This window comes from Burkholderia sp. NLJ2, assembly GCF_049487195.1.
Lineage (GTDB): Bacteria > Pseudomonadota > Gammaproteobacteria > Burkholderiales > Burkholderiaceae > Burkholderia > Burkholderia pyrrocinia.
In genome coordinates this window covers 2,321,539-2,334,031 of record NZ_CP137808.1, presented here as the reverse complement: position 1 = coordinate 2,334,031, position 12,493 = coordinate 2,321,539, and the positions used below count along the sequence as shown (strand labels likewise).

At 68.0% G+C, this 12,493-nt stretch carries 12 protein-coding genes; 6 read left to right on the top strand and 6 right to left on the bottom strand.

Annotated features, from left to right (window positions below):
* Positions 1-28 precede the first annotated feature (28 nt).
* Entirely contained in the window at positions 29-1,621 is a 1,593-nt protein-coding gene (aceB, locus tag R9B84_RS10715) for a malate synthase A (protein WP_423757948.1), read from the bottom strand.
* Positions 1,622-1,686: 65 nt separating this feature from the next.
* Positions 1,687-2,448 carry a haloacid dehalogenase type II gene (locus tag R9B84_RS10710; protein ID WP_423757947.1) on the bottom strand — a complete coding sequence of 254 codons (762 nt, stop codon included), beginning with the start codon at positions 2,446-2,448 and terminating at the stop codon, positions 1,687-1,689.
* A gap of 154 nt (positions 2,449-2,602) precedes the next feature.
* Here R9B84_RS10710 and R9B84_RS10705 point away from each other — a divergent pair, with 154 nt between their 5' ends.
* Together R9B84_RS10705 and R9B84_RS10700 are read left to right on the top strand one after the other, a co-directional pair.
* Positions 2,603-3,508, top strand: coding sequence for a LysR family transcriptional regulator (locus tag R9B84_RS10705; protein ID WP_047898436.1), 906 nt, complete (start codon positions 2,603-2,605; stop codon positions 3,506-3,508).
* Positions 3,509-3,667: 159 nt separating this feature from the next.
* A complete protein-coding gene (locus R9B84_RS10700; RefSeq protein ID WP_047901012.1) occupies positions 3,668-4,102 on the top strand; it encodes a universal stress protein in 435 nt (144 codons plus the stop codon).
* A gap of 223 nt (positions 4,103-4,325) precedes the next feature.
* On the opposite strand, the gene aceA is transcribed toward R9B84_RS10700, so the two are convergent.
* From aceA to R9B84_RS10685, 3 genes are all read right to left on the bottom strand, one after another.
* Positions 4,326-5,633, bottom strand: a complete 1,308-nt coding sequence (gene aceA / locus R9B84_RS10695; RefSeq protein ID WP_065500996.1) for an isocitrate lyase — start codon at positions 5,631-5,633, stop codon at positions 4,326-4,328.
* Positions 5,634-6,028: 395 nt separating this feature from the next.
* Positions 6,029-7,576: a DEAD/DEAH box helicase gene (locus R9B84_RS10690; protein WP_423757946.1), complete on the bottom strand. Its 1,548-nt coding sequence runs from the start codon at positions 7,574-7,576 to the stop codon at positions 6,029-6,031.
* A gap of 360 nt (positions 7,577-7,936) precedes the next feature.
* Positions 7,937-8,206 carry an acyl-CoA-binding protein gene (locus tag R9B84_RS10685; RefSeq protein ID WP_011352486.1) on the bottom strand — a complete coding sequence of 90 codons (270 nt, stop codon included), beginning with the start codon at positions 8,204-8,206 and terminating at the stop codon, positions 7,937-7,939.
* Positions 8,207-8,353: 147 nt separating this feature from the next.
* Between R9B84_RS10685 and tsaB the strand changes: the two genes are divergently transcribed.
* From tsaB to R9B84_RS10665, 4 genes are read left to right on the top strand one after another with little or no spacing between them, the layout of a single operon-like run.
* Positions 8,354-9,121, top strand: coding sequence for a tRNA (adenosine(37)-N6)-threonylcarbamoyltransferase complex dimerization subunit type 1 TsaB (gene tsaB, locus R9B84_RS10680; protein ID WP_047898434.1), 768 nt, complete (start codon positions 8,354-8,356; stop codon positions 9,119-9,121).
* Positions 9,118-9,618, top strand: a complete 501-nt coding sequence (gene rimI / locus R9B84_RS10675; protein WP_423757945.1) for a ribosomal protein S18-alanine N-acetyltransferase — start codon at positions 9,118-9,120, stop codon at positions 9,616-9,618. Before tsaB ends, rimI begins: the two co-directional genes overlap by 4 nt.
* The gene (locus R9B84_RS10670; protein ID WP_423757944.1) at positions 9,605-10,678 is read left to right on the top strand and encodes a uracil-DNA glycosylase family protein; all 1,074 of its coding nucleotides are present in this window, start codon (positions 9,605-9,607) and stop codon (positions 10,676-10,678) included. The genes rimI and R9B84_RS10670 overlap by 14 nt, the downstream gene beginning before the upstream one ends.
* On the top strand, positions 10,675-11,640 hold the full coding sequence (locus R9B84_RS10665) for a DUF1853 family protein (RefSeq protein WP_423757943.1): 966 nt from the start codon (positions 10,675-10,677) through the stop codon (positions 11,638-11,640). Before R9B84_RS10670 ends, R9B84_RS10665 begins: the two co-directional genes overlap by 4 nt.
* Before the next feature lie 18 nt (positions 11,641-11,658).
* Here R9B84_RS10665 and thiD read toward each other — a convergent pair whose 3' ends face one another.
* Positions 11,659-12,468 (bottom strand): bifunctional hydroxymethylpyrimidine kinase/phosphomethylpyrimidine kinase, encoded by an 810-nt coding sequence (gene thiD / locus R9B84_RS10660; protein WP_423757942.1) that lies wholly within the window; start codon positions 12,466-12,468, stop codon positions 11,659-11,661.
* Positions 12,469-12,493 lie beyond the last annotated feature (25 nt).

The following is a 12,493-nucleotide window of genomic DNA, read 5'->3' as shown; positions in this document are numbered from 1 at the left end:
CGGCCGACGATCGCAGCGCTCGGCTTCGTCAGATTTCCTCGTACAGCGGCAGCGTCAGGAATTCGGTGAAACCTTCCGACGTCGACATCTTCTCGAAGATCGCCGCGGCGCGCTCGTACGGCTGCGTGTTGCCGCCGACCGACCGCTTCACGTTGTCGAGCTCGACCTTCGCGTATTCGCGCACGAGTTCGGCCGTGACCTTGCGGCCGTCGTCGAGCACACCCTTCGGCGAGCGGATCCATTGCCACACCTGCGAACGGGAAATCTCGGCGGTCGCCGCGTCTTCCATCAGGTTGTGAATCGGCACGCAGCCGTTGCCGTCGAGCCACGCGCCAAGGTAGTGGATGCCGACGTTGATGTTGTTGCGCAGGCCGGCTTCGGTGATCGGCGCTTCAGGCTGGAAGTCGAGCAGGTTCTTGCCTTCGACCTGCACGTCGTCGCGCTGCTTCGCGATCTGGTTCGGCTGGTCGCCGAGCACCTTGACGAACTCTTCCATCGCGATCGGCACGAGGCCCGGGTGCGCGACCCAGCCGCCGTCGTAGCCGTCGGTCGCGTCGCGTTGCTTGTCCGAGCGCACGCCGCCCATGGCCTTGTCGTTCGCTTCCGGATCGTTCTTGATCGGGATCAGCGCGCTCATCCCGCCGATCGCCGGCGCGTTGCGCTTGTGGCAGGTCTTCAGCAGCAGCAGCGCGTACGCGCGCATGAACGGCACCGTCATCGTGATCTTCGAACGGTCGGCGAGGCAGAACTCGCGGTCGTTCTTGAACTTCTTGATCGCCGAGAAGATGTAGTCCCAGCGGCCGGCGTTCAGGCCCGAGCTGTGCTCGCGCAGTTCATACAGGATTTCGTCCATCTCGAACGCGGCGAGGATCGTCTCGATCAGCACCGTCGCGCGGATCGTGCCGCGCGGCACGCCGACCGCTTCCTGCGCGGCGACGAAGATGTCGTTCCACAGGCGCGCCTCGAGATGGCTTTCCATCTTCGGCAGGTAGAAGTACGGGCCCGAGCCGCGCGCGATCAGTTCCTTCGCGTTGTGGAACAGGAACAGCGCGAAATCGAAGATGCCGCCGGACACGCGCTGGCCGTCGACCGTCACGTGCTTCTCGTCGAGATGCCAGCCGCGCGGACGCACGATCAGCGTCGCGACCTTGTCGTTCAACTGGTACGACTTGCCGTTCTGCTCGAGCGAGATCGTGCGGCGCACCGCGTCCTTCAGGTTGATCTGGCCGTCGATCTGGTTCGTCCAGCTCGGCGCGTTCGAATCCTCGAAGTCCGTCATGTACGAATCGGCGCCCGAGTTCAGCGCGTTGATGATCATCTTGCGCTCGACGGGGCCCGTGATCTCGACGCGGCGGCATTGCAGGTCGGCCGGCAGCGGCGCGACCTTCCAGTCGCCTTCGCGGATCGCCTTGGTATCGGCCAGGAAGTCCGGGCGCTCGCCTGCGTCGAGGCGTTGCGTGCGCTCGACGCGCGCCTGCAGCAGCGCCTGGCGGCGCGGTTCGAACGTGCGGTGCAGCGCTGCGACGAGTGCGAGCGCGTCGGGCGTCAGGATCGCTTCGTAACCCGGCTTGATTTCGCCGGTGATCGTCATGCCTTGCGGCAGCGTGATCGGGGTGCTCATGAGTCTCATCTCCTTGGTCGGTCAGTTGCGGTTTCGGTGAAGGGGGAAGGCGGCAGCTGCGAGCGTCATGCACCCGGGCCGGGGCGCGTGCGGTTTGCGTGTCTGCCGGACGGAGCCGGGGTGGCGAGGAATGCGAGCAGGTCGGCCATGCCGGTGCCCGTGCCGTCGGGCGGCGCGCCGAGTTCCTCGGCGGGCGCACCCGTGCGGTTGAGCCAGAACGTCGTGTAGCCGAACCACGCGGCACCGGCGACGTCCCAGGCGTTCGACGACACGAACACGATGCCGCGCGGGTTCGGCCCGAACGCAGCGGTGCCGAGCGCGTAGACGGCCGGACTCGGCTTGTACGCGCGCACGGTGTCGGCCGACAGCACGCGATCGAACAGCCCGGACATGCCGGCGCTCTTGATCGCGATGTCGAGCATCTGCGGGTTGCCGTTCGACAGGATCGCGAGCGGCGGGCGCGGCGCGAGCGCATGCAGCTTGCGCAGCGCGGGCACCGTATCGGGATAGGTGGACAGGCACGCGTATTCGTCCATCAACCGCTTCTCGGCCGCGCTGTTCAGCGCGAGGCCGAGCGCGCGCGCGGCGAACCGCAGCGCGTCGAGCGTGATGTCCCGGAACGGGCGATAGCGGGCGCCGGCCGGATCGGCGAGCGTGCGCAGCTGCGAGTATTCGATTTGCTTGCGTCGCCACAGCTGCGACAACCGTTCCCCGTGACCGGGAAACATCTGCTCTGCCGCGGCCACGACCGCATGCACGTCAAACAACGTGCCGAATGCGTCGAAGAGGATTGCGTCGGGAGAGGAGAGTGTCGTTGTGGCCGACATAGCCTTGCGCTCCAGTTTCAGAGGTCGAGTCGATTCTATTCGTGATCGTAGGTACTAAAAAAGACGCTAATCATCACTTGATCTTTTACTTTCATATACCTAATCTTGAGCGGCTTAAGCCATTTGAAGGACGGCAGCGCCGTCCCTGCGAGTCATGGACCGGTTCAAACAGATCGAAACGTTCGCTGCGGTCGCGGCGAAAGGCAGCCTGTCGGCGGCCGCGCACGCGGAAGGCGTCGCGCCGGCGATCATCGGCCGCCGCCTCGACGCGCTCGAGGAGCGGCTCGGCGTCAAGCTGCTGGTGCGCACGACGCGCAAGCTCACGCTGACGTTCGAGGGGTCGGCATTCCTCGAGGATTGCCAGCGGATCATCAACGACATGCAGAACGCGGAGGCGAGCGTGTCCGCCGGCGGCGTCAAGGCGAGCGGCCACCTGCGCATTTCCGCGCCGGCCGGTTTCGGCCGGCGGCACGTCGCGCCGCTCGTGCCCGAATTCAGCGTCGGGCATCCGGACGTGTCGGTCACGCTCGACCTGTCCGACCGGATGGTCGACCTCGTCAACGAGGGGTTCGATTGCGCGGTGCGGCTCGGTGAACTGCCCGACTCGTCGCTGGTGTCGCTGAAGCTCGGCGAGAATCGCCGCGTGTGCGTCGCGTCTCCCGCGTATCTCGCGCGGCGCGGCATGCCGCTCACGCTCGCGGAGCTGGCGCGGCACAACTGCCTCGCGCTCGCGGCGAACGCGAACCAGCAACGCGGCTGGGCGTTCCAGGAGGACGACAAGGTCGTGTCGATCCGCGTGAACGGCACGATGGAGTGCTCGGACGGCGCGGTGCTGCACGAATGGTGTCTCGCCGGCCACGGCCTGGCATGGCGCTCGTGGTGGGAAGTCGGCGAGGACATCGCGGCCGGCCGGCTCGTCAGCGTGCTCGACGCGTTCGCCGCGCCGCCGATCGGCATCCACGCGGTATTTCCGCAGCGTCGGCACCTGCCGTTGCGCGTACGCCTGTTTCTCGATTACCTGAAGCACACGTACGAGCGGCCGGGTTATTGGGGCGAATAGGCCGCGCGTGCCCGCGCGTTTCCGATATGAGGGCGAACCCGCTGCCGGTGCCGGTTGCGCGGTTTCGCACACTACAATCGTAAGAGGCACGCGCGACGCATCGCGGTCGGCCCGGACGGGATCGCGGCGCGCGGAGTGCGATTGACGAAGGAGGGCGCGATGTTCCGGCACATCCTCGTTCCAACCGACGGTTCCGAACTGTCGCAGAAAGCGATCGACGGCGCGATCGACCTGGCTCGTGCGGTCGGCGCGCGCGTGACGGCCTACGCGTGCCTGCCGCAGTATCCGTACTCGCCGTTTTCCGAGGTGATCATCGAGCCGCCCGCCGATTTCCGGGCGCGCAGCGAGCGCGAGGCGCGCGCGCATCTCGACGAGGTCGAATCGGCCGCGACGGCGGCCGGCGTCGTCTGCGACACGTGGACCAGCGTGCATCCGTCGCCGTATCTCGGCATCATCGAGGCGGCCGAACGCGGCGGTTGCGACGTGATCTTCATGGCGTCCCACGGACGTCGCGGGCTCGGCAGCCTGCTGATCGGCAGCGAGACGCAGCGCGTGCTGACCCATACGAAAATTCCGGTGATCGTCTATCGGTAGGGCGGTGCCGGTTGCAGCCGCGCAGATGGCAGCAGGATCGGCATCGCAGAAAAAGGGCGCGCCGGACGAAAGCCGGCGCGCGTCGTTGCTGGCGGCCCGCGGGCCGCGCGGCCGGTCGCGCAATCTGCATCGCGCGCCTGCCGTCTCCTCCCTGATTGTTGTTCGGTGGCCGATGCCGCGCCGTCGCGAGACGGGGCGGGCATCGGCATGACGCCTGCGCGCGTTACGCGACCTTCTTGCCGTCGAAGAACTGTTCGTCTTCGGTCGAGCCGTGCAGCGCGGTCGTCGATGCTTCGCGCTCGACCGTCTGCGTCACCGCGTCGAAGTAGCCGGTGCCGACTTCGCGCTGGTGCTTGACGGCCGTGAAGCCCTTGTCGGCTGCCGCGAACTCGGCCTGCTGCAGTTCGACGAACGCGCTCATCTGCGTGCGGGCATAACCGTGCGCGAGGTTGAACATCGAGTAGTTCAGCGCATGGAAGCCGGCCAGCGTGATGAACTGGAACTTGTAGCCCATCGCACCGAGTTCCTTCTGGAACTTCGCGATCGTCGCGTCGTCGAGGTTCTTCTTCCAGTTGAACGACGGCGAGCAGTTGTACGACAGCAGCTTGCCCGGGAACTGCTTGTGGATCGCTTCCGCGAACTTCTTCGCGTACTCGAGATCCGGCTTACCGGTTTCGCACCAGATCAGGTCGGCATACGGCGCGTACGCGAGACCGCGCGAGATCGCCTGCTCGAGGCCCGGCTTCGTGCGGAAGAAGCCTTCCACCGTGCGCTCGCCAGTCAGGAACGGCTTGTCGTTGTCGTCGACGTCGGACGTGATCAGGTCGGCCGCTTCCGCGTCGGTCCGTGCGACCAGCACGGTCGGCGTGCCCATCACGTCCGCGGCGAGACGCGCAGCCGACAGCTTCGCGACGGCTTCGCGCGTCGGCACGAGCACCTTGCCGCCCATGTGGCCGCATTTCTTCACCGACGCGAGCTGGTCTTCGAAGTGGACGCCCGACGCGCCGGCCTCGATCATCGCCTTCATCAGTTCGAACGCGTTCAGCACGCCGCCGAAACCGGCTTCCGCGTCGGCCACGATCGGCGCGAAGAAATCGACATAGCCTTCGTCGCCCGGGTTCTTGCCTTCCGACCACTGGATCTGGTCGGCGCGCGTCAGCGTGTTGTTGATGCGCTTTACGACGAGCGGCACCGAGTTCGCCGGGTACAGCGACTGGTCCGGGTACATTTCGCCCGCGACGTTCGCGTCGCCGGCCACTTGCCAGCCGGACAGGTAGATGGCCTTCAGGCCGGCCTTCACCTGCTGCATCGCCTGGTTGCCGGTCAGCGCGCCGAGTGCGTTGACGAACGGCTCGTTGTTGATGAGACTCCACAGCTTTTCCGCGCCGCGCTTGGCCAGCGTGTGCTCGATCGGGATCGAGCCGCGCAGGCGGACCACGTCCTCGGCCGAGTAGCCGCGCTTGATGCCCTTCCAGCGCGGATCGGTTTCCCATTGCCTTTGCAGTTCCTGTGCCTGTTGCTGACGCGACATGATGAGCTCCTTGATGCGGTGTGTTGCCTGATGGATCGAATCCGGCGATGTGATGCTGTTCGCGAAGCCGGAAGCGATGCGTTCCGTTTCGTGAAGTCTTGTATAAGAGTCTAGGCAAGTCGACGGGGGTGAAACAGGGGCCGTCTCAGGAATTGCGTAAATTTTTAGTTGTTTTAAATCAGTATCTTGAAATTGTCGTTTCGGAATGAGAAACGCTTTTTTCCATCCCGCAATCGCACGGGTTGTGCCACGCAGCATGATTTTTTACGACGCAAAAAAATTTTCCGCATCGTGAAATGTGGGGCGAGACGAAAAAAAACCGGCGCATGTGCGCCGGTTGGCTGGATTGGCGGGGGACGCCATCCGTGGGGCGGCCAGCGGCCGCCCGTGCGTGCTTACGACGCGGAACCGCGGCGCGGGCCGCTGCTGCGCTGCCCGTCGCGACGCGGGCCGCCGTCGCGGCTGCCGCCCGGCTTGCCGCTCCAGCCGCCGCCATTGCCGCCGCCGTAGCTGCGGCCGTTGCCGCCGTTGCCACCGTAACCGCCGCCCGGCTTGCCGCCGAAACGACGGCCGCCGCCGTTACCGCCGCCCGGACGGCCACGGCCGCCGGTGCCGCCGTTGCGCGGGGGTGCCTTGCGCGGCTCGAAGCCTTCGATCACGTTGACCGGCAGCGGCGAGCGCACGAAGCGCTCGATGCGCTTGAGCGCGCCCTGTTCTGCGTGGTGCACGAGGCTCACCGCGGTGCCCGAACGGCCCGCACGGCCCGTGCGGCCGATACGGTGCACGTAGTCTTCCGCGAACTTCGGCAGGTCGTAGTTGAACACGTGCGTGATGCCCGGGATGTCGATGCCGCGTGCCGCGACGTCGGTCGCGACCAGCACGCGCACGCGGCGCTCGCGCAGCGCACGGATCGTGCGGTTACGTGCGCCCTGCGGCAGGTCGCCGTGCAGCGCGGCCGACTCGAAGCCAGCGTCGGCGAGACGGCCGGCGAGCTGGTCGGCGTCGATCTTGGTCGCCGTGAAGATGATCGCCTGGTCGAGCGCGTCGTCGCGCAGCAGGTGATCGAGCAGGCGATCCTTGTGGTCGCGGTCGTCGACGTAGTGCACGGTCTGCGCGATGTTCGCGCGCGACTCGAGGCGCTGCTGGATCTCGATGCGCTCGGGATCCTTCAGCAGGCGGCTCGTCAGCGAACCGATCTTGCCGTCGAGCGTGGCCGAGAACAGCATCGTCTGGCGCGTCGCGGGCGTCGCAGCGACGATCGTTTCGATATCGTCGATGAAGCCCATGTCGAGCATGCGGTCGGCTTCGTCGAGCACGAGCATCTTCAGTTCGGACAGGTCGATACGGCCGCGCTCGAGGTGGTCGAGCAGGCGGCCCGGCGTGGCGACCAGGATTTCGGGGTTCTTCGCGAGCAGCATCAGCTGCTGGCCGTAGGCGACGCCGCCAAGGATGCTGACCGTGCGCAGGCGCTTCAGGTGCTTGCCGTAGGTCGACGCGGCCGTGGTGACCTGCATCGCGAGTTCGCGGGTCGGCGTCAGCACGAGCAGGCCCGGGCGCGCGACGGGTTGCGGGCGGCGCACGCGGCGATCACCCTGGTTCGGTTCGCGCGGCGCGCGCGGTTGCTGCGCCAGCGTCTTCTGGAGCTGCGCGAAACGTTCGATCGCGGGCAGCATGAATGCAGCCGTCTTGCCCGAACCGGTCGGGCTCGACACCAGCAGGTCGCGGCCGGCGATGCCGGCCGGAATCGCGCGCTGCTGGACCGGCGTCGGCTTCACATAGCCGGCGGCCTCCAGCGCGGAGACGATCTCCGGCGACAACCCGAGCGACGCGAAGCTCGGCTCGTCCGACGCCGGTTCGACCGCGGCCGGTACGGCGGCGTCGTCGAGACCGAGCGCCTGGTCGGCGATCGCGTTGAGCGGGCTGGAGTTGATGCTCGAAGTCATAACAATCCTTGAAACACAGTGGGTGAAACGTCGGCGCCAATCGCGCATACCCAAGTCGTCGGATTCAGCGAGCAAATCGGGAAACGGGTGCAATCCGCCGAACAGTCGGCGGATGAGGCATTAGAAGCTGTTTTGGGTGCGGCGCGCTTCAGGAGCGGGGCCGCCAGCCTGATAAGTGACGACCGCGAGGGTCGAAGCAGGAGGGGACAGGTTCTAAACCGGATTGGAGCTTAACGCTACGAGGCGTCTGGCCGGAACGGCTTGCGAGCCGAGCGCGGGAGGTGACGCAGGCCGCATTATAAAGAGATTTGCTGCGCTGCGCCACTGATTTGATTGCCTATTGCAAAGGGCGTGGTTCGGTCAGGAAGCCGTGCCGTTTTTCAACGATTCGACGAGTTCAATGTACTGCTGCTTCGCCGCATCCTGCGACGTGCCCTTCAGCGCATCCCACGCGTCGTACTTGTATTTGCCGACGATGTCGGTGAAGCCCGGCTTGTCGCCGTGGGCGTCGCCGTCGGTCGCCTGCTTGAAGAGCGCGTACAGGCGCAGCAGGGTCAGGTTGCCCGGCCGTTCCGTCAGTTGCTTGACGTCGATCTGGGCCTGGTCGAATTGGGCGGTGAGTTCGCTCATCGGGTGTCTCCGTAAGGGTTTCAGGTCGGGCGATCTTAACAAGCGGGCCGCCGCGCGGGGTCGAGCGATCCTTCCAAACCGGCGCCGGCGGCGAACGCGCGCACAGATCGGGCCCGATCGCCCGTGGGAGCGGGGCGCCGCATTACAATGTCGGCCATGACGCAAACAGTGCTCCTCGCCATCGATACGTCGACCGAATACTGCTCGGTCGCGCTGCTGCGCTCGGCCCATGCCGATGACGCCGTTTCCACCCCGCAAACCTGGGTCCGCCACGAACTGACGGGCGCCGTGTCGAGCACGCGCGTGCTGCCGGCGATCCAGGCGCTTTTCGCCGAATCCGGGCTGACGCTCGCCGACTGCGACGCGATTGCGTTCGGCGCGGGCCCCGGTTCGTTCACGGGCCTGCGCACCGCGACCGGCATTACCCAGGGCCTCGCATTCGGGCGCGGGCTGCCGGTCGTGCCGATCGGTACGCTGCTCGCGTGCGCGGAGCACGCGCGGCTGCGCGCGCCCGGCACGACCCGCGTGCTTGCCGCGCTGGACGCGCGGATGGACGAAGCCTATTGGGCGGACTTCGCGTGGGACGACAGCGCCGGCGACTGGCGCACGGTGCATCCGGCGTCGCTCGATGCGCCGGGCGCCGTCGGCGTGCCCGACGCGCCGTTCACGCTCGCGGGCAATGCGGCTGCCGCGTTCGGCGCGCAGTTGCCGGCCGCGGCACGCGCGGCCGTGATCGACGGCGAAGCATTGCCGCATGCGCTGGCGGTCGCGCATGCCGCGCTGCGCGCATTCCGCGCCGGGCGCACGGTGCCGGCCGATCAGGCGGCGCCCGAATACGTGCGCGACAAGGTCGCGCAGACGACTGCCGAGCGGGTCGCGGCACGGGCCGCGCAGACGGGCGGGGCGAAGGGATGACGGGTGTACTGCTGAGCGACCGCTATCTGGCGCCGATGACGGATGCCGATCTCGACGAGGTCGTCGAGATCGAGCAGGTCGCGTACGAATTCCCGTGGAGCCGCGGCAACTTCGAGGATTCGTTGCGCAACGGCTATCTGGGCGTGTGCATGCGGCACGTGACCGGTTCGCTGGTCGGCTATTGCGTGCTGATGCCCGTGGTCGACGAGATGCACCTGCTGAACCTGTGCGTCGCGCCGGACGCGCAGTGTGCGGGCGCGGGCCTCGCACTGTTGCGCGAGGCCGTGCGCATATCGCGCGCGGAGCGGCTCGACGGCGTGCTGCTCGAGGTGCGACCGTCCAATCTGCGTGCGATCCATCTGTACGAGCGTTTCGGCTTCGTGACGATCGGCCGGCGCAAGAATTACTATCCGGCGAAGCATCGCGGCCGCGAGGACGCGATCGTGATGCGTCTGACGCTGAACAAGGACGAAGGGGGCGCGCATGGCGTGGGCTGAAGCATCGCTCGAGGAAATGGGCCTCGCGCAGATCTGGGTGCGGCGCGGGCAGCGCGCGGACGAAGGCGTGGCAGCCGACGCGCCCGCCGTGGCGCAAACCGCTGCGGCGGACAACGTTTCCGCTGGCGCGGCCGATCGGCCGGTGCGCGCGCTGCGTGCACCGGTGCAAGACGATGCGCCGCCGGCCGTCGTGCGTGCCGCCGAGGCCTCGCCGGCTCGCGAGTCGGGCATACCGGCTTCGGGCATACCGGCTTCGGGCGTACCGGCTTCGGGCGCGCCGGCTTCGGGCGCACCGGCGCGCCGTGTCGTCGATGGCGATCGGGCGCTCGCGCCGGCGGCTTCCGCCGATGCAATGCCGCCGATGGACGACGCACCGCCTGCCGGAGAAGACGATTTCGCGTGGTTCGACGCGGCGCCGCCGGGCGAGCCCATGCCGGCCGCCGAATCGCGTCCCGCCGAAACGCCGGTTGCGATGCTCGACTGGGATGCGCTGGCCGCGCGCGTGCGCGACTGCACGCACTGCCGGCTGTGCGAGAAGCGGACCAACACCGTGTTCGGCGTCGGCGACCGTGAAGCGGACTGGATGCTGATCGGCGAAGCGCCGGGCGAGAACGAGGACAAGCAGGGCGAGCCGTTCGTCGGCCAGGCCGGCAAGCTGCTCGACAACATGCTGCAGTCGCTGGCGCTCAAGCGCGGCGACAACGTGTACATCGCGAACGTGATCAAGTGCCGGCCGCCCGGCAACCGCAACCCGGAACCGGACGAGGTCTCAAGTTGCGAGCCTTATCTGCAGCGCCAGGTCGCGCTCGTGAAGCCGAAGCTGATCGTCGCGCTCGGGCGCTTCGCCGCGCAGACGTTGCTGAAGACCGACGCCAGCATCGCGTCGCTGCGCGGCCGCGTGCATGCGTACGAAGGTGTGCCGGTGATCGTCACCTACCACCCGGCGTATCTGCTGCGCAGCCTGCAGGACAAGTCGAAGGCGTGGGCCGACCTGTGCCTCGCGCGCGACACGTTCCAGCGCGCAGAGGGTAGCGACGCTAACGGGCCGGCCGGGCCATGACGACCGGCGCGGCGTTCGCATTCGTCGATACGCTGCGTGACGCCGCGGTTCGCGATCTGGGCTGGCTGCTCGCGAGCCCGAGCCTGCTGACCGCGGCACCCGGTGCGCCGCTCGCGCATCCGTGGGCGGATGCGGCCGGACAGTCGGCCGTCGAGGCCTGGCTCGCCGCGCTCGATGCGGAGCCCGAGCCGCTGCACCGCGCGCTCGCCGGGTTGCGGCCCACACGGCTCGGCCGCTACGCCGAATGCCTGCTCGAGTATTTCCTCACGCACGGACCGTCGCTGCGGCTCGTCGCGGCCAATCTCCCGCTGCGCAGCAACGGCCTGACGCTAGGCGAAGTCGATTTCCTCGTCGATGCGCCTGACGGGCAGCGCCTGCACTGGGAACTCGCGGTGAAGTGCTATCTGTGCGCGCCGGTGCGCGACGGCGCGTCGCTCGCCGACTTCGTCGGGCCCAATCTCGTCGACCGGTTCGACCGCAAGCGCAGCCGGCTGCTCGACCACCAGCTTCGGCTCGGCGATCGCGCCGGGTTCGCGCAACTCGGTTACGGCGCGCCGTCCGACGCACAGATGTTCATCAGGGGCTGGCTGTTCTATCCGCACGGCGTGCAGTTGCCGCCGGTGTCCGCCGAAATCACGCCGGATCATCCGCGCGGTTTCTGGCTGACGCACGCGCAGTGGCCGGCGTGGGCGGCCGCGCAGCGTGCCGGCGTTGCGTGGAGTGTGTTGCCGCGGCTTGCGTGGCTCGCGCCGCGGCGCGTTGCCGCCGGCGAGGGCTTCGAACCCGAATCGCTCGCGGCCGCACTCGAGCTGCCGCCCGTGCTGGCGACGCGTCGGGCTCCCGACCTGATCGGCATCCATGAGAAGGGCGGCGATGGCACGTGGCGCGAGACGGCACGCGGCTTCGTCGTGCCGGACGACTGGCCGGCGCGCGCGCAGGCGTTCGCGGCGCAGGACAACTGACGCCGCGTCAGGCGCCGCTTACCACCAGCGATGGAAGTGATGGACAGGGCCGACGCCGTGGCCGACGTCGAGGCGGCCGCTCGCGGCGATCGCGCCGGTCAGGTAGGCCTTCGCTTCGCGCACCGCGCTTTCGAGGTCGGGCTGCTGCGGCAACAGCGCGGCGATCGCCGACGACAGCGTGCAGCCCGTGCCGTGCGTGTTGCTGACCGGCACGCGCGGCCCGTCGAGCCGCACGGTGCGCGCCGCATCGACGAGCCAGTCGGGGCTCGCGGACGCGTCGGGCAGGTGGCCGCCTTTCATCAGCACGGCGCGCGCGCCCGTTTGCAGCAGCGCCCGGCCTTGCCGGACCATGTCGTCTTCGGTGGTCGCGGGTGCGTCGCCGAGCAGCGCGGCCGCTTCGGGCAGGTTCGGCGTGACGACGGTCGCCAGCGGCAGCAGCGCGTCGCGCAGCGCGTCGACCGCGTCGGGCGCGAGCAGCGCGTGCGAACTCTTCGAGATCATCACCGTGTCGAGCACGACGAAGCGCGGCGCGTAACGGCGCAGGGCGTCGGCCACCGCGTGCACGATCGCGGCGTTCGCGAGCATCCCGATCTTGACCGCGTCGATGCGGATGTCGTCGAACACCGCGTCGAGCTGCGCGGTCACGAACGCGGCGTCCGGCGCGTGCACGCCCGTCACGCCGCGCGTGTTCTGCGCGGTCAGCGCGGTGATCACGCTGGCGCCATACGCGCCGAGTGCCGAAAACGTCTTCAGGTCGGCCTGGATGCCTGCGCCGCCGCCCGAATCGGAGCCGGCGATCGTCAGGATGTTGGGTATCGGGTGCGTCATGATGGCAACGCGCCGGTTCGAAGAC

What these genes read in the sequence shown, in the direction of transcription:
- R9B84_RS10700 (WP_047901012.1), top strand. Translation starts at nt 3,668, where the DNA reads ATGTTCCGGCACATCCTCGTTCCAACCGACGGTTCCGAACTGTCGCAG.
- R9B84_RS10685 (WP_011352486.1), bottom strand. Translation starts at nt 8,206, where the DNA reads ATGAGCGAACTCACCGCCCAATTCGACCAGGCCCAGATCGACGTCAAG.
- R9B84_RS10705 (WP_047898436.1), top strand. Translation starts at nt 2,603, where the DNA reads ATGGACCGGTTCAAACAGATCGAAACGTTCGCTGCGGTCGCGGCGAAA.
- aceA (WP_065500996.1), bottom strand. Translation starts at nt 5,633, where the DNA reads ATGTCGCGTCAGCAACAGGCACAGGAACTGCAAAGGCAATGGGAAACC.
- R9B84_RS10710 (WP_423757947.1), bottom strand. Translation starts at nt 2,448, where the DNA reads ATGTCGGCCACAACGACACTCTCCTCTCCCGACGCAATCCTCTTCGAC.
- R9B84_RS10670 (WP_423757944.1), top strand. Translation starts at nt 9,605, where the DNA reads ATGGCGTGGGCTGAAGCATCGCTCGAGGAAATGGGCCTCGCGCAGATC.
- aceB (WP_423757948.1), bottom strand. Translation starts at nt 1,621, where the DNA reads ATGAGCACCCCGATCACGCTGCCGCAAGGCATGACGATCACCGGCGAA.
- R9B84_RS10690 (WP_423757946.1), bottom strand. Translation starts at nt 7,576, where the DNA reads ATGACTTCGAGCATCAACTCCAGCCCGCTCAACGCGATCGCCGACCAG.
- thiD (WP_423757942.1), bottom strand. Translation starts at nt 12,468, where the DNA reads ATGACGCACCCGATACCCAACATCCTGACGATCGCCGGCTCCGATTCG.
- R9B84_RS10665 (WP_423757943.1), top strand. Translation starts at nt 10,675, where the DNA reads ATGACGACCGGCGCGGCGTTCGCATTCGTCGATACGCTGCGTGACGCC.
- rimI (WP_423757945.1), top strand. Translation starts at nt 9,118, where the DNA reads ATGACGGGTGTACTGCTGAGCGACCGCTATCTGGCGCCGATGACGGAT.
- tsaB (WP_047898434.1), top strand. Translation starts at nt 8,354, where the DNA reads ATGTCGGCCATGACGCAAACAGTGCTCCTCGCCATCGATACGTCGACC.